At 33.8% G+C, this 20,430-nt stretch carries 17 protein-coding genes; 6 read left to right on the top strand and 11 right to left on the bottom strand.

The window, feature by feature from the left end; genetic code table 11:
- Window positions 1–185: 185 nt before the first annotated feature.
- The 3 genes from CHB81_RS06310 to galA all read right to left on the bottom strand — a co-directional run bounded on the left by CHB81_RS06310 (window position 186) and on the right by galA (window position 5,895).
- A complete protein-coding gene (locus CHB81_RS06310) occupies window positions 186–1,058 on the bottom strand; it encodes an AraC family transcriptional regulator (RefSeq protein WP_089351045.1) in 873 nt (290 codons plus the stop codon).
- A 73-nt stretch (window positions 1,059–1,131) separates the two neighbouring features.
- Window positions 1,132–2,703, bottom strand: a complete 1,572-nt coding sequence (locus tag CHB81_RS06305; RefSeq protein WP_089351044.1) for a Na+/H+ antiporter — start codon at window positions 2,701–2,703, stop codon at window positions 1,132–1,134.
- A gap of 360 nt (window positions 2,704–3,063) precedes the next feature.
- Window positions 3,064–5,895: a beta-galactosidase GalA gene (gene galA / locus CHB81_RS06300; RefSeq protein WP_089351043.1), complete on the bottom strand. Its 2,832-nt coding sequence runs from the start codon at window positions 5,893–5,895 to the stop codon at window positions 3,064–3,066.
- Window positions 5,896–6,105: 210 nt separating this feature from the next.
- Here galA and CHB81_RS06295 point away from each other — a divergent pair, with 210 nt between their 5' ends.
- The 4 genes from CHB81_RS06295 to CHB81_RS06280 all read left to right on the top strand — a co-directional run bounded on the left by CHB81_RS06295 (window position 6,106) and on the right by CHB81_RS06280 (window position 9,213).
- Window positions 6,106–6,489 carry a hypothetical protein gene (locus CHB81_RS06295; protein ID WP_089351042.1) on the top strand — a complete coding sequence of 128 codons (384 nt, stop codon included), beginning with the start codon at window positions 6,106–6,108 and terminating at the stop codon, window positions 6,487–6,489.
- A 124-nt stretch (window positions 6,490–6,613) separates the two neighbouring features.
- Complete coding sequence (locus CHB81_RS06290) at window positions 6,614–7,459, top strand: chromate resistance protein ChrB domain-containing protein (RefSeq protein WP_089351041.1); 846 nt, start codon at window positions 6,614–6,616, stop codon at window positions 7,457–7,459.
- A 78-nt stretch (window positions 7,460–7,537) separates the two neighbouring features.
- Window positions 7,538–8,038, top strand: coding sequence for a hypothetical protein (locus CHB81_RS06285; protein WP_089351040.1), 501 nt, complete (start codon window positions 7,538–7,540; stop codon window positions 8,036–8,038).
- 14 nt (window positions 8,039–8,052) lie between these two features.
- Window positions 8,053–9,213 (top strand): chromate transporter, encoded by a 1,161-nt coding sequence (locus tag CHB81_RS06280; RefSeq protein WP_089351039.1) that lies wholly within the window; start codon window positions 8,053–8,055, stop codon window positions 9,211–9,213.
- Here CHB81_RS06280 and CHB81_RS06275 read toward each other — a convergent pair.
- From CHB81_RS06275 to CHB81_RS06260, 4 genes are all read right to left on the bottom strand, one after another.
- Window positions 9,206–9,676, bottom strand: coding sequence for a hypothetical protein (locus tag CHB81_RS06275; RefSeq protein ID WP_089351038.1), 471 nt, complete (start codon window positions 9,674–9,676; stop codon window positions 9,206–9,208). The genes CHB81_RS06280 and CHB81_RS06275 overlap by 8 nt on opposite strands.
- 44 nt (window positions 9,677–9,720) lie before the next feature.
- Complete coding sequence (locus tag CHB81_RS06270) at window positions 9,721–10,815, bottom strand: DUF1499 domain-containing protein (protein WP_089351037.1); 1,095 nt, start codon at window positions 10,813–10,815, stop codon at window positions 9,721–9,723.
- Between the two features lie 63 nt (window positions 10,816–10,878).
- Window positions 10,879–11,376, bottom strand: coding sequence for a TlpA disulfide reductase family protein (locus tag CHB81_RS06265; protein ID WP_089351036.1), 498 nt, complete (start codon window positions 11,374–11,376; stop codon window positions 10,879–10,881).
- 108 nt (window positions 11,377–11,484) lie between these two features.
- The gene (locus tag CHB81_RS06260) at window positions 11,485–11,907 is read right to left on the bottom strand and encodes a hypothetical protein (protein ID WP_132022306.1); all 423 of its coding nucleotides are present in this window, start codon (window positions 11,905–11,907) and stop codon (window positions 11,485–11,487) included.
- 277 nt (window positions 11,908–12,184) lie between these two features.
- On the opposite strand from CHB81_RS06260, the gene CHB81_RS06255 reads away from it, so the two are divergent.
- Together CHB81_RS06255 and CHB81_RS06250 are read left to right on the top strand one after the other, a co-directional pair.
- Window positions 12,185–12,487 carry a helix-turn-helix transcriptional regulator gene (locus CHB81_RS06255; protein WP_041518777.1) on the top strand — a complete coding sequence of 101 codons (303 nt, stop codon included), beginning with the start codon at window positions 12,185–12,187 and terminating at the stop codon, window positions 12,485–12,487.
- A gap of 6 nt (window positions 12,488–12,493) precedes the next feature.
- Window positions 12,494–13,600, top strand: a complete 1,107-nt coding sequence (locus tag CHB81_RS06250) for an NADH:flavin oxidoreductase (protein WP_089351034.1) — start codon at window positions 12,494–12,496, stop codon at window positions 13,598–13,600.
- A 366-nt stretch (window positions 13,601–13,966) separates the two neighbouring features.
- Here CHB81_RS06250 and CHB81_RS06240 read toward each other — a convergent pair whose 3' ends face one another.
- The 4 genes from CHB81_RS06240 to CHB81_RS06225 all read right to left on the bottom strand — a co-directional run bounded on the left by CHB81_RS06240 (window position 13,967) and on the right by CHB81_RS06225 (window position 20,231).
- Entirely contained in the window at window positions 13,967–15,109 is a 1,143-nt protein-coding gene (locus tag CHB81_RS06240; RefSeq protein ID WP_089351032.1) for an acyltransferase, read from the bottom strand.
- 108 nt (window positions 15,110–15,217) lie between these two features.
- Window positions 15,218–15,868: a DUF1349 domain-containing protein gene (locus CHB81_RS06235; RefSeq protein WP_089351200.1), complete on the bottom strand. Its 651-nt coding sequence runs from the start codon at window positions 15,866–15,868 to the stop codon at window positions 15,218–15,220.
- A 295-nt stretch (window positions 15,869–16,163) separates the two neighbouring features.
- Window positions 16,164–18,380 carry a glycoside hydrolase family 3 C-terminal domain-containing protein gene (locus CHB81_RS06230; protein ID WP_089351031.1) on the bottom strand — a complete coding sequence of 739 codons (2,217 nt, stop codon included), beginning with the start codon at window positions 18,378–18,380 and terminating at the stop codon, window positions 16,164–16,166.
- 207 nt (window positions 18,381–18,587) lie between these two features.
- Complete coding sequence (locus CHB81_RS06225) at window positions 18,588–20,231, bottom strand: DUF6377 domain-containing protein (protein ID WP_089351030.1); 1,644 nt, start codon at window positions 20,229–20,231, stop codon at window positions 18,588–18,590.
- Between the last annotated feature and the right edge of the window lie 199 nt (window positions 20,232–20,430).

Here is a 20,430-nt window from a genome sequence, read left to right as displayed (position 1 = left end):
TTATTTGTTTTTAATATCGGTGCTGAGAACTAAATCAGAAAGCTAGAATGCGCTTTATAGAAGTTATATTTAGTCAGCAAAAAACCGATAAGGGGTTAGTACTAATTATTTCAGGGCAAAATTACTTTGACAACAACAATTAGAAATAACAATATTCAAACAAAAAATTAAGAATATGAAACAATTTACATTCTTAACGATTTTGGAATTGTTCCTGTAAGTCTTTTAAAGTAGTTATTAAAATAACTCGGATATTCAAATCCAAGGGAATATCCAATGTCCGAAATACTCCAATCTGTGTGATGTAATAATGCTTTTGCTTCACTGATAATTCTTTCGGTAATGTGTGCTGTGGTTGGTTTTCCGGTAATTTCTTTTACAGAACGATTCAAATGATTCACATGAACCGCAAGGCTTTGTGCATAATCCTGAGGCGTTTTTAATGCCAATGGTTCATTTTTTGTCTCTATTGGAAATTGTCTTTCTAATAATTCCAAAAACAAAGAAGTAATTCGGGACGAAGCATTTTTGTGTTTAAAGAAGTTTTCCGTTGGCTGCATTTTCATCGATTCGTGAATAATCAAGTTAATGTAGTTGCGAATTAAATCGTCTTTAAAAACATAATCGGTTTCTTGTTCTTCGATCATTCTTTTAAATAACGAAGCCACAAACACTTCTTGTTCAGATGATAAAGAAAATATAGGAGTTCCGCCAATTTTAAACAAAGGCGATTCATGCAGACTTTCTGAGCGATCATTTGCCTTTAGAAATTCTTCGGTAAAAACACAGGCATAACCATTATAGGCGGGTGAAATAATTTCCCATGAATATGGAATATGCGGATTTCCGAAGAATAATATAGTTCCGTCCGTTTCAATTCCGCGATCTGCATAATGAATAAGACTTTTACTCGTATTAATGCAAATTTTATAAAAATCTCTGCGGTTATACGTTGGTATTGCGCTTACATCGTTGCTTACCTCATATACTTTAAAACCTTTTAGCTTTAAATCTGAAGTATTAAAATCGGCTGTTTTGGAAATCACATCATTACTCATGCCGCAAAGTTATGAAAATCAAACAAAAGTAAGATTTTGAAAATGTTAAAGAATAGAAATGTCTTTCTGCCAATTATATAAACTGCAATTTCTCTTCTTCTAAATCCAGATAAAGTAAATGTCTGCGGATAATTTCTTCGTCCAGAATTTCTTCTTTATTTCGATCTAAAAGCCAATCCCGTTGATGATTCAATAGATTTAGATACACGATTTTTGCCTCAGCAGACATTAGAATGTTATCGCTCGTATTTAAATGAATATCCTCCCATTTAGAAGCAATTTGCTGTAAAGCAGAATATTTTTCTAATTCATTGCCGTAAGTACTTTTTAAATGATTTAAAGCATGGTCTGCCAATTCTCTTTTTATCTGATTATAAAGTTGTTCGTGCGGAATCGTATAATCAGGATCCTTAATGTGAAACTTCCTGATTAAATACGGCAATGTCAATCCTTGCAAAAGCAAAGTCGTCAGGATTACTACAAATGTGATAAACAATATGAGATTTCGCTGCGGAAAAGGTGTTCCGTCAACTTGCACCGGAATTGATAAGGCTGCCGCCAAAGAAACTACGCCACGCATTCCAGTCCAGCCTATTAAAATTGGTCCTTTGAATCCGGGATGATTCGGATCGGCAACTTTTATAAAGTTTCTGGCAATCAATGTGACAAAAACAGCACTAAAAGCACATAAAATTCTGCCCACGATAAGCACGGCTGTAATTAATAATCCGTAACCAATTGCCGAATAAACGCTCACATCACCAAGTCCGGAAACTATTTCGGGTAAATCAAGTCCGATAAACATAAATATCAAGCCATTCAGGATAAAACAGAAGCTTTCCCATACATTAACGCCTCGCAAACGCGAACTGCTGCTTAAAAACGAAAGTCTGTAATGTGATAATAATAAACCGCCACTCACAACGGCAAGAACTCCGGAACTGTGCACTTCTTCGGCAGCGATGTATATTATATAAGGCGTTACGAGAGAAAGTACAATATCTGAATTTGCATCGGTTGGTAAAAATTTGTGCAATTTCATGGCTATAAAACCAATTGCAACTCCAATACCGATTCCGCCAACTAACATCCAACCAAAACTTGCAATGGCATCTTGCCAGATAAATTGTCCTGTTCCTACAACTATCAATGCAAATCTGAAGATAATAAGTGAAGAGGCATCGTTTAATAGACTTTCGCCTTCTAAAATTGAGGACAATCTACGAGGTACTTTTACAAATTTAAGAATCGCGCCTGCGCTAACGGCATCTGGCGGAGAAATGATTCCGCCAAGCAAAAACCCGAGTGCTAATGAAAATCCGGGAATAAAATGATTGGCTACCAAAGCCACAGAAAATGCAGTAAAAAAGACCACTAAAAAGGCAAAACTGCAAATGATGCGTCGCCAACGCCATAATTCTTTCCAGGAAATATTCCACGCTGCTTCATACAATAATGGTGGAAGAAAAATCACGAAAATAAGTTCCGGATCAATACGCAGCACCGGAATTCCAGGAATAAAACTAATTGCCAATCCTCCTAAAACCAATAAAACAGGATAAGCAACTTTGATTTTATTGCTCAGCATTATTAATAAAAGGATAACGATGACAATGGTTAGATAAAACGGAAAATCGTGCAGCATTTGGTATAACTTTTTTTTAGAATAACAAGTTGGAACAATTAATTTCAACACAAAGTCCCGACGCTTCAGGTAATGTAATTAATTTAAGAAAAACTCTTGAATGCTATTCAGAATAAATCTCACGCAAAGTCGCTAAGCCGCCAAGTTTAAGCCTAAAAACTTTGCGCTTTTGCGACTTTGCGCGAAATAATTAATCATAATTAGCTAAAAAAGAACTTAACTTAATGACATTGCCCATCAGGATAATGTGTTAAATGAAATTTTAACAATATCAATATTAGGAAATATTTTTATACAAAATACATCCAAAGCTTAAATCGTAAATCATTGACAGAAATCCTTTTATAATCGTAAAAAAGTTTATTCTTTTTTATAAATTGTAATGCTATGTGGCTTTAATCCTTTCGCAGAAGCGGACAAAACAACCGGATTATTATTATTTTCTCTTTGAACAATGACTTGCGCGTAACCATTAAAAAGCTGTCTACTCCAATATTTACAAGGTGTTACAATTTGAATAACTCCCGGATCTGTATTCATAACGTCCCAATCTTTTATCTTTTGCAATGGTGTTGCGATAATATAGATTGTGTTTTTTCCGTCCTTTAATATATTAGCATTAAGTACATATTTTTGAGAATCTTCGGCACTTGGGCTTACTTTATTTCCGTTGACAAAAACTACTGTCTCTACTCCTATTTTCTTATAAAAGAAGTTTACATTTTTTGATGCAGAATAATCTTTTAATTCAAATTGTCCACGATAAACATAAGATGGCGCTTGTTTTTTATAATCTCTATCTTTAAAAGCTGTTTTCCAATCCTTTTCTGAATACGACGGTAATTCTTTCGGCAATTCATTTGTCGTTCCCTTTTGCTCTTCAAAGTTGGTTATCGGCGTTAATGAAACATCATCAATAAACTGATCTTTTTCCAGCGAAGTTGGATTGCCGTTGCCAATGCCTAAAATTTTGCCGCCTTTTACAGCAAAAGTTATCTCATCATTTGCAGTTGGAACATGCAGACCGTTTTTATCTGTAACTTCAACCGTAAGTACCGAAACATTAGCATTAATGTCATTTTCTTTGTCTATAGAAAGTTTTATGGCTTCCGAATTTTCTGTGGTTTTCTGAATCTCTGAGAGGATTTTTTTGCCGCCTTTATAACCAATTGCTTCGAGAGTTCCCGGAATATATTTTACTTTCCATTCTAAATGTCCGTATTGTTCCATTTTCTTTTTACCAAGACTCTTTTTGTTTAGAAAAAGTTCTACTTCGTCACAATTAGAATATACCCAAACGTCAATTTCTTTTCCCTCCATACCTTTCCAATTCCAATGTGGCATAATATGAAGCACAGGCTCATTCCCCCACCACGATTTCAAATAAAACACATTGTCTTTCGGGAAACCGCAAACATCCATCATTCCAAAATAAGACGTAACTGATGGCCAACCGTAAGGCGTTGGCTCGCCACGATAATCAAATCCTGTCCAGATAAACATTCCTGCCAAATATGGACGCGTTGCATAAAATTTCCAACCTTCTTCAATACTGTAAAAACTTGCACGAGGTTTCTTGTCATAAGCACTTTGGTAATGTTTGGCATCATCTGTAAAATAAATCCCTCGTGTTGCAAAAGTTGAACCTTCCTCCGTTCCCATTCCGGGTTGATTTTTAAACTCTTTTCTGTGTGCATCAATATCGCCGTTGCCCATATAATTGTAACCCATAATTTCGACCACAGAAGAGATTCCGCTTTTAAAACCGCTGCTAATCCCCACTGTTACGGGTCTTGTACTATCTAGTCCTTTTGCAAATCCCTGCATCACATTTGTAATACGCTCGCCAATTACACTTCCTTCAATATTCCATTCTTCATTACCTACAGACCAGCAAAATATACTTGGATGATTGCGATCTCGCTCGATCATTCGTTTTAAATCATTGAGGTGATAATCGTTAATTCCCATAAGTCGGGTTTCATCGATCACCAGCATTCCTAATTTATCACATGCATCAAGCAATTCCGGAGTTGGCGGATGGTGCGAACAACGATAAGCATTCGAACCCATTTCTTTCAGTTTTTTTATTCGGTAATATTGCAATTCATCCGGCAAAGCAGTTCCAATTCCGGCGTGATCCTGATGATTGTTTGTTCCTTTTAATTTTAAAGGCTTTCCGTTAAGGAAAAAACCATTTTCAGGATCAAATTTCATTGTTCTAATCCCGAAATTAGTTTCATAACGATCTATAGTTTTACCTTCCTGTTTTATTTCAGTTACTAAACGATATAAATTTGGCGCATCAATATCCCATAACAATGGTTTATTTACCTTTAATTTTGAAGAATATTTGACTGTTTTATAAAAATCAGGTGCTAATACATTTTCAGAAGTACTGATAACTTGCTTTCCTGAAGCATCCAGAATAGTTTGGACAATTTCGACAGTGCCTTTGTAATTCCCTTTGTTTTCAATTGTAACCTCAGCGGTTACTTCGGCATTATTATTTTGAATTTCTGAGGTTACATAAGTTCCGTTTTCCGCTACATGCAACGAATTTGTTTTCTGTAAATAAACATGTCTGTAGATTCCCGCGCCTTCATAAAACCAACCTTCTTCCATCGAAGCATCAACCCGAACTACGATTGTATTTTCTCCTCCATAATTAACATAAGAAGTCACATCATATTCAAAACCGTTGTAACCGCTTTCTTCTGTTCCGAGGAAATGTCCGTTAAAAAACACTTTTGAATTTCTAAAAACGCCATCAAATTTTAAGGAAATAACTTTTCCCAGATCGCTTTGCGGAATTGTGATTTTTTTTCGGTACCACCCAATACTTTTTTCAGGAAAACCTTTTCCAGCAGTTTTAAATCCATGGCTGTAACTGGCGCTTTCGCTAAAAGATTGTTCTACAGCCCAATCGTGTGGTAAATCCAGTTTTCTCCAGGCACGATCGTCAAATTGCAATGATGCGGGACCATCACCAAAACCTGTTTTGGCTAAGTAGGAAAAATAACCTTCGGCATGACCGAAATCTTTTTGTGTATCGTATGAATGTCCCAATGAAAAACGCCATTCTTTATCGATCAGAATCAATTCTCTGTCTGATTTATTTTGGGCAAAAGAACAAATGGAAATCAAAAAAATAAAATGCAGCAAAATTTCTTTTGGAAAAATGGTTTTCATAATTAAATGTGGTTAGCTAGTAAGGATAAAAATAGCTTTTTCAGGCTATAAAAGTTAATAGTATTTTATCAAAACATGATCTATTTCTCTTTTAATTTCAAGCAAAAAAAGGGCATTTAAAATTTAGAATCATTCTATTGGCTATACTTTCTTAAATGATTTTCTTTTGATGTAATTTTATATTAAAATTCAAACAAAAACAAGTATATCATGAGTGTTATTAAAGATGAAGATAAGCTTCTTAGCACTATTAAACGCATTGATCAGAAGATTGAGAAGATCAACGATCAAAAGATAATTGCCTTTTTCGAATCCCTTGGATTGACGGAAAGAGAGGATGTTCCTAAGGATTTTCTAAGCTGGGAGACGATTCTTATTGTCGTGCCGGATCGCCATATCTCACACGAATTAAAGTATTATAAATATTCTATTTCAAGATTATTTTTTGTAACGAATCCATATGCTGATCAAATTCATATTTATGATTTTAACGAATGGAAAAACAGTACAAGAAATAAAACCCAGCTCCAAATTAGGGAAATCCTCAAAACAAATTATGGAGGTGTTAAGAAACCTCACACCGATTCTCATTAAAAAGTCCGATCTCAACAAATCGGACTTTTTTAATTTAAAAAACTATCCAGATTTTATTAAAACATAAATTAAGGCTACTTTTGATTTTAGATCAAAACAACTAATAAACATTCAACTTACTTCAATGAAATGGATTACTAGAGAAAGACCCAAAATTGACCGGATTGCATGTCCGTGGTTAATACAAAAGTTTGTTGATCCCGAAGCTGAATTTATTTATGTTCCTTTTGACGAAGTTATTGTTAAAGCTGAAGAATTAAATGCAATTCCGTTTGACATTCCTAATGTAGAGTTTACGCATTATAACGAAGAATGTACTTTTGATTATATTATAAAGAAGTACCAAATTAAAGATCCTGCAGTTTTAATTATGGCCAAAATTGTTCGTGGCGCAGATACAGACAGACATGATATTGCAAAAGAATCGGCGGGACTTTGGGCGATTTCGGCAGGGCTTTCGCACAATATCACAAACGATGCTGAATTGCTAAAAAACGGAATGATTCTTTATGATGCGCTCTATAGCTGGGCAACGCATTTGTACAAACAAAATCATTTGCAAAACAGTCCTTTTGAGAATTTACTTCATGAAGTTTATAATAAATTTTTAATCGAAAAAAAATCCAACCAGAAAACGCCTTCGTGGGTTAAGGATTTAAAAGCCATTATTCAGGATCAAATTGATGCTCAGTTTACTTTTGATCTTAAAAAAATCTCAAATGATTTAGAGCTTAATCCCTCCTATTTATCCCGCGAATTTTCTAAATATTTTGAAGACTTAAATTTTGGAGATTATGTTCGAAAATTACGCATCGAAAAAGCTATAAATCTTATTCAGAATTCAACTTATACACTTACCGAAATTGCTTATATGACGGGCTTTTCAGACCAAAGTCACTTTACAAGAATATTCAAATTACATACTGGCAAAAATCCTTCTTCATACCGAAAAAATGCACGGAAAAAGTAATCCTGATACAAAAGGTAAATAGCATTCTATTTATAGTTTTCAAGTCTGTATAGTTTTGTTTTGTAAAACCAAACTATTATGAACTCGTTGAAACATTTTATTATTCCTGTATTATTCCTATTAAGCGCACCAATTTTTGCTCAAACCACTTATCCTAAAATTACAGGATATTTTGGCATTCTTCACCCTATTATGACTGTTAGTAATGAGCAAACTACTTTAAATTTCAGAGACTATTATGCTATAGGTTTCCCAACGGGAATTAACATCTGGAAAAGCTCTAAAATAGGTTTCTCTTTTGAAATCGTTCCCAATATAAAAGCCGAAGACGGTCATGATAAAGTGACTAATATATTATTTCATCCCGGTGTTTTAGTGGCTTTAGGCAATGGTTATACTTTTGCCGGACGTGCAGCATTTGAAAGCAGCGGAAGATATGGTGTAACGCCTGTAATCAATAAAACGGTTCTAAAAAGCGACAATTGCAGTTATTTTGTTGCTGTTCCATTTCCGGTACGATTTGGCAATGATCATCCTGCAACTTTTACGGTTGGTTTTCAATTTGGAATTGCTTTTTAAAAACACCTTCAATTATGACAAATCCAAAATACACATTAAGAGAATTAACTTTATATTTTCTAAAATTAGGAACCATTGGTTTTGGCGGACCGGTTGCACTTGTAGGTTATATGCACAAAGATTTAGTCGAAAAGCGAAAATGGATATCAGAAGATGAATATAAACAAGGATTAGCTTTGGCACAATTGGCTCCGGGCCCGCTAGCTGCGCAATTAGGAATATATCTTGGTTTTGTACATTATCGAATTTCAGGAGCTACTTTAGCTGGATTTGCATTTGTATTGCCATCGTTTATAATGGTAGTACTCTTAGGAATTGTCTATAAATTATATGAAGGATTATCCTGGATTCAAGCTGTTTTTTATGGTGTAGGCGCCGCCGTTATTGGCATTATCGCAATAAGCTCCTATAAACTTACGGTGAAATCTATTGGTAAATTTAGCTTTCAGTCTTTCTGCACCAATTGGCTGTTATGGCTGTTTTTTATTACTACATTAAGTGTAACTTTTGTAACGCAGCAAGAACCTGTTTTGCTGTTTATTGCAATAGGTTTTTTATATATGATTATAAAAGCACGACCAAAGTGGCTGAATTTTAGATCTATAAATTCGGTTTTGTTTTTGCAAATTTCTTTTTGGAACTATGAAAGCTCAACTCTGGCAAAAATCGCCATTTTCTTTGCTAAGGCCGGAACATTCGTATTTGGCAGCGGACTAGCTATTGTACCTTTTTTACACTCGGGCGTTGTAACCGAAAATCATTGGCTAACAGAACAACAGTTTCTCGATTCTGTTGCAGTGGCAATGATTACTCCTGGTCCTGTTGTAATTACAGTAGGTTTTATTGGGTATCTCGTTAACGGATTTTTAGGTGCTTTGGTTGCAGCTCTGGCGACCTTTTTGCCTTGTTACTTATTTACTATAGCAATGGCTCCTTATTTTCATAAAATTGCAGAAAACAAATCAGTTAAAGCATTTGTTGATGGTATTACTGCAGCTGTTGTTGGAGCATTAGTAGGTTCTGTTTTTGTAATTGCTTCCAGAACTATAATTGACATCCCGACACTATTAATCGCTGTTATTACAATTTTTGCTTTAATTTATGTCAAAAAAATTCAGGAACCAGTTGTTATACTAATTGCCGCCGTTTTAGGAATATTAATAAAACTTATTTAAGCTCAAAAATCCGAACAAATATTTTCTCTAGTTTTTTCCTGTTTTTCTCTACTTTCCATTTCGAATAGAAAGCCATAAAAAGCAGAAACAAATTAACAATTGTTGACGCTCTCCGAAGTCCTCTTGCGAAAAAGAGAAAAAATATATTTATCACCAGAATAAGGGCTATTGGGGAATATTTTGCCCAAATTGGCTGAAATTTATTACCCGGTTCAACAATATAATCGACTTTAAGAACATTGTTGACCAACTTATATTTGCCTTTTACAATATAAAATGTTGGTGATACAGTCGAATTTATAGTGAGACGAAAAGTTTTATCATCAAAAAGCCCGTAAAAAGGTTTTGTTCCGCTAAAAGCAGCAAATATTCCAAACGGACCTATTTTTACTTTTGGAGAACCAATCTCTGTGTTGTTTTTTAATCTTGTTCGGAATTCAGATAAACTGAGTTTTGAGATCATTTTACTTCTTATTATAAACTTGTTTATTGCAATTAATAAACTAATTACTTTAATCTACTCAGCTCCATAGAACCGTAAATTGCTCCAATGGCTTCAAAAACTTCTTCTTGATTTTCATTTGTTGTCCATCCTTTTTTAGAAAGCTCCTTTCTTACTTCATCTTCTGATTTTCCTTTTATAAAATGATAACTACAGAAATCTACAACTTCAACCGGAACTCTTTCTAGTTGATAAGTAGTTATTATAGATAATAGTCTTAAATAGGCCACATAATAAGTCAATACTAATTGAAGAATCCAGCTTATAATTAAACCTATCCAGCCTGTGTTTAAAGTTTTAATCGTTAATCCTTCTGAAAACCTGATTTTTATAAATTCTAAAAAACCTATTCTTTCAAAATTGTTTTCGCTTAAAATGATTTCATACTGAAAATATTGGTTTGTAAAATAAATCAGAAAGACTATTCCCATCAACAAATATCCGATTTTTGGTATCTCTGTAAAATTTGAAATTTTTATTAAATACTTTAATGCAATTGAAATTGAAATCCCGACTAAAACCTCAAACAATCCAATAAAATAGATGCCGTGTATCGAAATTTCGGCAATAATAAAACCAAGAATTAATGATAGAATCAATCCTCCTAAAACGAGTATCGAAAAATTTTTCTTTTTTGACTCGACAGGATGGGGCAGATTTTCAGGAATTATATAATCATCCCAATTATTTTTCTTTTGTGTTTCTTGCTCTAATTCGTTTAGAGCTTCTCTATCGAATTCACTTTCAGTTTCTTTAAAAGCATGAATAAACAATTTTACTCTTTTGGAATTCCTTCCATTATCCCAAATTTCATTTCCTAAAGATTCACTTTTTACCTTTACATTTCCATGATCAAAAGTAATTGTTATGGCTTCAGTCCATTGTTCAAAACCTAATGCTTTGTCTTTCCTTTTTGCTTCGATTGAATTTTCATTTTTAAAAACAATATCCCATCCTAATTTTACAATTGTTTTTTCGACAATAGGAATAAAAACAGTTTTACTCAATAAGGTACGGAATTCTTCTATATACTTTGGCGAAAAGCTAAAGCTATGCTTTTTATCAATTGACTTTTCGTAAATCTTAAATTTTTCTTCCATGAAATTTTTCTAATTTCTTATAATTTTATACAAATTGTAAATCTTAAATCAGGTAGTTTTCCTCTATTGCTGTGGAGTCAGCAAACTCTTCACCATTTCATTCAAAGCATTTCCGTGAATATTTTTGGCTAGAATAATTCCGTTTTTGTCAATTAAGAAATTCAATGGTACCGATTGAAGCATATAATCATTAACTACCGGAGATTTCCAATATTTTAAATCACTTACTTGTGTCCACGGAAGTTTTTGTTTTGCAATTGCACCTAACCATAACGGCTTTTTAGTATCCATAGAAACGCTGTAAATACCAAATTTATCAGGATAAGCATTGTACAGTTTTATTAATTCCGGGTGTTCTTTAGTACATGGTCCGCACCAGGAAGCCCAAAAATCAATTAAAACTAATTCTCCTCTAAAAGACGAAAGTACAACATTGTTTCCTTTTGTATCCGGAAGATCAATTTCAGGCGCAATATCTCCTACTTCAACTCCAACAACCTGAGCTTTTGAGCTGGTTATTACGCAACATAAGAATCCTAAAATAAGTAAAGTTTTTTTCATAGTTTGATTAAGTTTATTTAGATAAATTGGGGCTATCCAGCTATTTTTTTATTTTCTCTTTCTAAAAGACATGGAGTTAAAATGTCATGCAAATATTGCGACACGATATTACAAGATTTTTTGCTCTATTTCTTTGATCAAATCTTCTTTATTTTCAACCCAATCTAAAATGTAAAAGGTTCCTTTATTAGATACTATTTTATGTCCTTGGTGAATTTTACTCAATGAAATAATGGATTCTAGTTCTTTAATCACATTTTTTTCACTTTCTGTAATTACTAATTTATTCCCTAAAAATTCATATTCAAAGTTTAGCTTTCGCTTAAAATTACGATCAAAATAGAAAAAAGCAAAGGGACTGAGTAAAATTATCCCGAAGAAAAACAATAAATTCACAACAGGCAATGACTTGAATTTTAACAAAATAGCAGTTACAGAAATTAGAATCCCACCTCCATAATAGAGAAACATAAAATTTCTATTTTTTTTAATTTCTATAACTTTTTTTTCTTTCGAAATAGTATACTTCATTTTTATTATCTTAAGTATTATGAATGGCTTTGGCCGAACGCACATTTGGCTAAAGCCAATTTTTATTTTCAATTTTAGAACTCCAGCTAAAGCAGGAGGCAATTCAAAACAAAACTTTGCCCCGAAACCTCAGGATCGCGACTTTGCGAGATTATTAGACAAGCAAATATAATTTTTCTTTATTAAATCCTGCACGATTTTACTGCTTCCATCTTAAAATTATGCTAAATATTTTTTCCTTAATTGGTATATCGGGAAAAGTCGATATATTTGCACCATGGAAAATATAGAAATCTTTAAAGCATTATCTAATAAGTCCAGATTGCAAATGCTGGAATGGTTAAAAGAACCCGAAATAAACTTTCCGGATCAGCTTCAGCATGCAGGATTTGAACACGGAGTTTGTGTTGGGCAGATCCAAGCCAAAGCCGGTTTGACGCAATCAACAGTTTCTGAATACTTGTCTATTTTGCAACGTGCAGGATTTATAGAATCCAAACGCGTTGGACAATGGACCTATTATAAACGTAACGAAGGTGCCTTTGAAGCACTCAGTAAATTAATTCAATCTAATTTGTAAATTACTATGAGTACAAACAACCTGTTTTCGCCATTTAACTTAAAAACGTTAAATCTTAAAAACCGAATCGTAATGGCGCCAATGACGCGCTCATTTTCTCCAAACGGAGTTCCAACTGACCAAGTTGCTTCTTACTATGAAAAAAGAGCTGAAGGCGAAGTTGGTTTAATATTATCTGAAGGAACTGTAATCGACAGAGCTTCTTCGTCAAACGATGCCAATGTACCCCACTTTTATGGAGATGAAGCTCTAAAAGGATGGAAAAAAGTGATAGATGGAGTTCATGCTGCCGGAGGTCAAATGGGACCACAAATCTGGCACATGGGAATTATGGACAACCACCATTCAGGATGGGTTCCGCCAGTTCCTTTTGAAGGTCCGTCAGGTTTAAACCGACCAGATTTCAGAAATGGTGTAACAATGACTGAAAAAGATATTGAAGATACTATTATCGCTTTTGGAAAAGCTGCCGCTGATGCTAAAAGATTAGGCTTTGATACCATCGAAATTCACGGTGCACACGGTTATTTAATTGACCAGTTCTTTAGAGCCGAAACTAATTTACGTACGGATATTTATGGTGGAAAAACTTTACCGGAACGTAATCGTTTTGCTATTGAAGTTGTAAAAGAAGTTAGAAAACAAGTAGGTAACGACTTTGCTGTTATTATGCGTTTTTCTCAATTTAAACCTTCTGATTACAACTATAAACTGGCTAAAAATCCACAGGAATTAGAAGCTTGGCTTACTCCTCTTGTTGATGCCGGAGTAGATATTTTACACTGTTCTCAACGTCGTTTCTGGGAACCTGAATTTGAAGAATCTGACCTGAACTTTGCCGGTTGGGCTAAAAAAGTAACCGGAACGCCAACAATTACTGTTGGTTCTGTTGGACTTTCAAGCGATTTCTTTGGTGCTTTTGCAGGAGAAAGTTCTGAGCCAACTTCACTAGAAGAATTAAACAGACGTTTCGACAGAGGCGACTTTGATTTGGTTGCTGTTGGAAGACCTCTTTTATCTGATCCAAGCTGGGTTGCGAAAATCAAAGCAGGAAAAACAGATCAATTGAAAGGTTTCAGTAAAGAAGCTTTGGGAGCATTAGTTTTAGAATAATTTTTTTTTAAAAGGTACATAGTTACAAAGGTTCAAAGGGACAAAGTTTCCCTTTGAGCCTTTTAGTTTTTTTAGCTGTAATATTGCCCGCGGATTGAACGGTTTTTACGGATTTTTGCTGATTTTTTTTAAATCATTTTAATCTTGTATCCCGATAGCTATCGGGAGTGACAAAAAAACAAGAGATGCACTGCTGTGCATCTCTACGGGAAAATTGCGATAAATCAATATTTGCCCCATTTATCTTTGAACCTTTGTCACTTTGCACCTTTGTATCTTTTTCAAAAAATACAAAAGGGATGAAAACATGAAATTTCATCCCTTTTTTGAATATCTATAACTAACAAAATTTAGAAATTCAATTCGTTATTCGGTGATTTCTACAATTACCTTTTTTCTTTTTTGAAATTTCCCCTGAAGCCAATTACGAACCGGTTCATCATAGAATTTCAAACATAAGTAAGCAATTACTATACTGGAAACTAAAACACCGATTCCTAAAACGTAACCGTCTTTTAAAGGAACTTTATTATCAACCACCCACGCTGTGTACCAATAAATCAATGGATAATGTATGATGTAAATTGGATATGAAATATTTCCTAAAGCTTTGCATATTTTCAGCGAAACCGCATTTTTTATCTCTCCTCCTGCTCCAATGGAAACAATTAATGGAAACATTAGAATAATACAGAATGATTCATATAAACCATTCATCCATAAACTGTTTTCGTCTCCAATTCTTGGAATACTGAATATTACAAAAATCATAATACTGCAAATCCAGAAAGCTCCTTTTATGTGAATTAATTTTCCTAAACGAGAAAGTAAAACTCCGGCAAAAAACGGATACAATAAACGGGTAAACCCAACATTCATTTGTTCCAGATTTAATGACCAACCGCCAATAACATCTCCTTTTGGTCCAAAAACGGTATAATTAATCAGCATTCCTGCGAAGATTAAAACAAAGATTCCCAGAACTTTATTAGAGAATTTACGGAAGAATAATGCATACATAATATTAGCAATATATTCAAAGAAAAGCGACCATGCCGGTCCGTTTAACGGATGCATTTCACCCCAGCCTCTTATTTCTAAAGAAGGTGGAATTGGCAGTAACGTAAATCCAATTACCATCGTTAAAATCACTTTCCAAGCTTCCATTCCAGCAATTTGTGGAAACACAGTATCTGAAGCCTGAAAATAATAGAATATAGCTCCAATGATCATTCCCATAATTACCATAGGCTGCAAACGGATTAAACGTCGTTTGTAAAATTCCCACTGACCCATTTTACCCCAACGATCGTCATAGGCATATGCTACAACAAATCCTGATAAAAGAAAAAAGAAATCAACGGCAAGATAACCGTGATTCATTATTTGCTTAAAACGGCTTCCCTCATTAAAGGTTTCAAAAATGTGAAAGATAACTACTAAAATTGCGGCTACTCCACGCAAGCCATCAAGAATTTCGTAATGTTTTTTTGGTTTAATATCCGTCATAAAAAAATGGTTAGTTTTTAATGGTTAATTATAAATGGTTAATTGTTAATTCAGATTTTCGTAGTTTCCATAATCAACAATTTATAATTAATAATTGATAATTAATTATTATTCCTGATGATTTTTAAGCCACTCTAATCTGCGTTGATCCGGTAAGTGTGTTACTTTGAAATTTTCAAATTTGGCTTCAAAGCCTTTTCCGTCTGGCGATGCAGCCATTAAACCTACCATAACCGGCGTGTTGTCTTGCAATGGTGCGTTTCTGGTTAGAATATAATTTTTATCATCATACGAAAAGAAAACCTCAACAGCATCTAATCTTCTTACCACTTTTATCCATACAAATGGTGGTGCTTTATCCAGAGTTGTCACACTCCAGTCGCTTTTATCGTGCGTTACAACAGTACTGATATTAAATTTTCCGTCAACAAATTCAACTCCGGTTTTAATGTAATTTTTCTCGTCAATACGAAGCATTAATCCCATTTGGTCAAAACGAGCGATATAATTACCGGTTAATTTTACTTTGGCTTCAAATTCTCCACCATAAGTTGCATAATAAAATGGTGCGTCGTCGACCGTGAATCCGTAATGCGAAATACGCCAGTAATCACTATTGGCAGTAACATTCATAATCAAAGCATTGTTTTTAATTTCCCATTTTTCAGGTTCATTAAACCATTGCATTTTATTTAAGGTCTGCGCCGAAAGGTTCTGTGCTAAAAATAAAACCAAAGCACTTAGTACAATTTTTCTCATGTTATTTTTTCTATTTTGAACCATTAAGATATTAAGCTTCATTAAGTCGTAATGCTTAATTTTCTTAATGCTTTTTTTACGCACAGTAAACACAAAGCTTTATTAACTTAATATCTTAATGGTAAAAACCTTTTTCAAGTTTAGTTAAACACAAAGCTTAATCAACTTAATATCTTAATGGTAAAATATTTTTAAGCTTATTTCTCAATCTCTTAATGGTAAAATAATTTAAAAATAAAGCTGCAACCTTTTACAATTGCAGCTTTACAACCAACCAATTTAGAAATGATAAAAACTATTTAAGTGAGAAGCCCACTTTAGATTTTATGTCTGTAGATGATGCACCAATGATTGCTTCAAAGTCTCCTGGTTCAGCAACCCATTCGTGTTTTTTATCATCAAAAAAGCTTAAAGCTGTTTTATCTACTGTAAATGTTACTGTTTTTTCTTCTCCCGCTTTAAGCGAAATTTTCTCAAAACCTTTTAACTCTTTTATCGGACGTGGCAATGATGATTTCAAATCACTGATATAAAGCTGAACGGCTTCTGAACCTTCACGTTTTCCTGTGTTTTTGATTTTAACAGAAAATGTAATCTGATCTCCGGCTGACATTTGTTTTTTGTCTGCCGTTACTTTTCCGTATTCAAAAGTCGTGTAGCTTAAACCGTGTCCAAAAGAGAATAATGGTTTTGCTTTTTGTTTGTCGGCCCAACGGTATCCAACAAAAATGCTTTCTTTGTAGGTTACGTCATCTCCACCAGGAAACTCTCCTAATGCATGAGCTCCGTTATCAGTTAATTTTACTGGGAAAGTAAAAGATAATTTTCCTGAAGGGTTAACATCTCCAACCAAAACTGCCGCCAAAGCAGTTCCTGCTTCTGTACCTAAAAACCAACCTTGTACAATTCCCGGAACTTCTTTTACCCACGGCATAGCCACAGCATTTCCTGAGATATTTACAAAAACGATGTTTTTATTTACTTTAACTAATTCAGCAATTAATTGATCCTGACCGTATGAAAGTCCTAATTCCTGACGATCAAATCCTTCAGCATCTTGTTTGTCGCTTTTGTTTGTTCCTCCAATAAAAAGAACAATATCAGCATCTTTAGCTACTTTTACAGCTTCAGCAGTCAATTCAGCAGGAGAACGTTTGTCTTCTAAACTCACTTTTGCCACTACTCCATTGTAATTACTTGTTGGATCTCCCACATAACCACGAGCGTAAACAATCTCTGCCTGATTGCCAATTCTTTTCTTTAAACCTTCAAGCGGTGTGATTTCATATCTTGCTTTAAGCGAAGAACTTCCTCCACCAACAGTCATCATTTTAATAGCATTTTCTCCAATAACTGCAATTTTCTTAGTTTTAGAAAGATCAATTGGCAAAATATTGTTTTTGTTTTGAAGCAATACAATTCCTTCTTCCGCAATTTTTAAACCTGCCTGAGCATGTTCAGCTGTTCCAAATGATCCAAAAGGTCTATTTCTATCCATTGTTGTTAAGAAAGATAAACGTAAAATACGACGTACTTTTTCGTCCAGTTCTTTAGTTCCAATTTCGCCTTTAGCAATCATAGTCGAATATGGTTTTGCTAAATAATAATTGTCATAAGCATTGCTTGTTCCCCATGAAAGTCCGTTGGTCCAAGAACCAAATTCCATGTCTAAACCATTATGAATTGCTTGTTTTGTGTCATGAACACCTCCCCAATCTGAAACTACAACACCTTTGAAACCCCATTCTCCACGAAGAATGTCGTTTAATAAATACTCATTATGACAACAATGTTGTCCTTTATATCTATTGTATGATCCCATAATTGCCCAAGCATCACCTTCCTGAACAGCAGCTTTAAAAGCCGGTAAATAAATCTCGTATAAAGCACGATCATCAACAATTACGTTTACTGAATTACGACCTGTTTCCTGATTATTTAAAGCGAAATGTTTCACACAAGCTGCAACTCCGTTTGATTGTACACCTTTGATATAAGGAACTACCATTTTTGAAGTCAGGAAAGGATCCTCTCCCATATATTCGAAGTTACGACCGTTTAATGGGCTTCTGTAGATGTTAACCCCAGGTCCTAACAATACATTTTTATTACGATATCTTGCTTCTTCACCAATTGATTTTCCATATAAAGAAGACAATTCTTTGTTCCATGTTGCAGAAAGTGCCGTTAAAGCCGGAAATGCAATACAAGAATCATTTGTCCAACCTGCCTGATCCCATTCATCCCATTTAACTTCAGTACGAATTCCGTGTGGTCCGTCGGTCATCCAGTTTTCCGGAATTCCTAAGCGCGGTACACCTGGCGAACTAAATTTTGATTGCGCATGAATCATTGCAATTTTTTCATCGGTTGTCATTCTTGAAAGTGCATCTTCTACACGCTCATTAATTGACTTTTTATCATCTAGATAAACCGGAACTTTATTCTGTGCGTTCACAGCAAAAGAGCCTAACAAAAGTAAAACAACAATTGTTTTAACGTTTTTAAACATAACTAATTAATTTATTAAAGCATTTGATTATTATTAAAGGTTGCTGTTCTCGAAAACACCTTTAATAATATTGTAAAGCTAAAACGTTATAGTTCGTGTTGAATTTTTAAACGAAAAAAAGTAGTGAAATAAAAAATCAAATTATTCATTATCAATATTTTAACAAAAAATAATTATCAAAAAAAGTAGTGGTTTTAAAAAAAATAATTAGATTTTTAAGGTAATTAAGCCAATTTTCATGACCATTTCTTCAAAATCATTTCGGGAAACTGCCGCTTTATTTCTTGCTCTTGTGCGATAATTGTAAATTGTGCTTAAAGAGTATCTCAAAAATGCTGCAATTTTTACGCTGTCTGTAATTCCAAGACGGATTAAAGCAAAAATACGAAGCTCTGTATTTAGCAATTCTCCTTGTTTTAAAACAATTTGTTCTTCGGTAATCAGTAAAGCGTTAAAGTCTTTTACAAAAGTGGGATATAAATTCAGGAAGATAATATCAAAATTCTTGTACAATTCCTCGAGTTCATTATCAACTAAAGTAGTTGATTTTAAAATTTTATAAATTTCGTCGAACTGTTTCGCCGTCGCTTTCTTGTTTAAAATAATGCGATAGTTTTCCAGTTTATTGATATACGTCGAACACAAATTAAAGAAATGCGCAATATACTCTTCCTTAATATGATTCGATTCTGATAATTGCGCATTACGTTCCTGCAATTGACTGTTAGTTTCCGTAATATCTTTATTTAATTCGGCTAACTTTTGACTTGTTATAAAAAGCTCTCCACGAATTCGGGATACTTTTTTCATTTGCTTATACACATAAATAACCGCCACAATCAAAAATGCTGTCAAAATACTGATGCACAAAAGATACATTTGCAACTGCATTTTTCTTTTGGCTTCTCTTTCTAAATATGCCGTGTTAATAATCGAATATACTTCAGACATTTGCAAAGTTCGAAACTGTACATTACAGAACAGAGCATCTGCAATAGCAGATTGTGTTAATCTATACGCCATATCTACATCACCAATTTCATAAAAAACCAAAGCCAGTTCCTGCAAAGAAGCATTGTCTTTTATGGAATGTTTAATATCCGATAAAGCAGAAAGTGCGTAATATTTTTTTCTTAATTCTAATTGATGTGTGGTTTCATAAATACTTCCTAAAAGATATCCAATCATTGCATATTGTGTATCGTCCTGATTTGCTGTCCCTAATAAACGCATCAATTTTTTCTGGGCAATACCAAATTGTTTGTGATGAATATTTCGCTGAATCACATTGATTTTATATTTCAACGTTTCAGGATTTAATACTGTCAATAACGAATCACGGTACATTGCAATTTGTTTGATGTACTTTGGGTCGTAACTGTTGGCTACATAATGCTCGTAAAATTCCCGATAGGCTTCGTAATACTCCGGAAGCAATTCTTTTGACAATTGATTTTTGTTGATCGCTTTTAAAATAGCTTCTGATTCGCGATATTTTCCCGAAGAAGAATAAAGTGTCACTAATTCAAGATTTGCGAGATCTTTGAGATCTTTATTTTGAAGTTCATCTGCAAGTTTCAGATTTTTCTTGACATAATGAATAGCCGAATCTGAATTGAATTTTAGATATTCTGTATATAAAGTCTTGTTGAAATTGTACTCCTGCTCTTTCGTTAAATTATCAGATTTGATTTTTTTGAAGTTCAAAATACGCTCTTCTTTTAACTGAACATATCGCTCCTTGTTTTTTAAAGCATTGTCTAACTGTGCTAAAATAGCATCTGTACTATCCAATGAATAAACAGGCAGATTGACAAGAACAATTAACAGGAATGACAAATATTTTTTCAAGCTGAGTAAAGATATAAGACCTACAAATATAAGAAAGTCGTGCTATAAATTTGAATTATTTATGAAGTCTGCTCATTTTACTGAATATTAAAAATCATAACAAATTTTTGAAATAATAATCTTTATAAAAAGGCTATTTTAAAGCAATCATGAGAATGTTTTCATAATTTTGGTTAAACTAAATTTTTCAATAATCTAA

It is taken from the genome of Flavobacterium sp. ov086, assembly GCF_900187965.1.
Lineage (GTDB): Bacteria > Bacteroidota > Bacteroidia > Flavobacteriales > Flavobacteriaceae > Flavobacterium.
Note: the sequence above shows the minus strand (reverse complement) of the source record. Positions and strands in the feature narration are given on the sequence as shown.

Coding starts and splice junctions, on each gene's coding strand:
- CHB81_RS06310 (WP_089351045.1), bottom strand. CDS start 1,058: ATGAGTAATGATGTGATTTCCAAAACAGCCGATTTTAATACTTCAGAT.
- galA (WP_089351043.1), bottom strand. CDS start 5,895: ATGAAAACCATTTTTCCAAAAGAAATTTTGCTGCATTTTATTTTTTTG.
- CHB81_RS06235 (WP_089351200.1), bottom strand. CDS start 15,868: ATGAGAAAAATTGTACTAAGTGCTTTGGTTTTATTTTTAGCACAGAAC.
- CHB81_RS06305 (WP_089351044.1), bottom strand. CDS start 2,703: ATGCTGCACGATTTTCCGTTTTATCTAACCATTGTCATCGTTATCCTT.
- CHB81_RS06230 (WP_089351031.1), bottom strand. CDS start 18,380: ATGTTTAAAAACGTTAAAACAATTGTTGTTTTACTTTTGTTAGGCTCT.
- CHB81_RS06295 (WP_089351042.1), top strand. CDS start 6,106: ATGAGTGTTATTAAAGATGAAGATAAGCTTCTTAGCACTATTAAACGC.
- CHB81_RS06265 (WP_089351036.1), bottom strand. CDS start 11,376: ATGAAAAAAACTTTACTTATTTTAGGATTCTTATGTTGCGTAATAACC.
- CHB81_RS06255 (WP_041518777.1), top strand. CDS start 12,185: ATGGAAAATATAGAAATCTTTAAAGCATTATCTAATAAGTCCAGATTG.
- CHB81_RS06290 (WP_089351041.1), top strand. CDS start 6,614: ATGAAATGGATTACTAGAGAAAGACCCAAAATTGACCGGATTGCATGT.
- CHB81_RS06250 (WP_089351034.1), top strand. CDS start 12,494: ATGAGTACAAACAACCTGTTTTCGCCATTTAACTTAAAAACGTTAAAT.
- CHB81_RS06275 (WP_089351038.1), bottom strand. CDS start 9,676: ATGATCTCAAAACTCAGTTTATCTGAATTCCGAACAAGATTAAAAAAC.
- CHB81_RS06270 (WP_089351037.1), bottom strand. CDS start 10,815: ATGGAAGAAAAATTTAAGATTTACGAAAAGTCAATTGATAAAAAGCAT.
- CHB81_RS06240 (WP_089351032.1), bottom strand. CDS start 15,109: ATGACGGATATTAAACCAAAAAAACATTACGAAATTCTTGATGGCTTG.
- CHB81_RS06280 (WP_089351039.1), top strand. CDS start 8,053: ATGACAAATCCAAAATACACATTAAGAGAATTAACTTTATATTTTCTA.
- CHB81_RS06285 (WP_089351040.1), top strand. CDS start 7,538: ATGAACTCGTTGAAACATTTTATTATTCCTGTATTATTCCTATTAAGC.
- CHB81_RS06260 (WP_132022306.1), bottom strand. CDS start 11,907: ATGAAGTATACTATTTCGAAAGAAAAAAAAGTTATAGAAATTAAAAAA.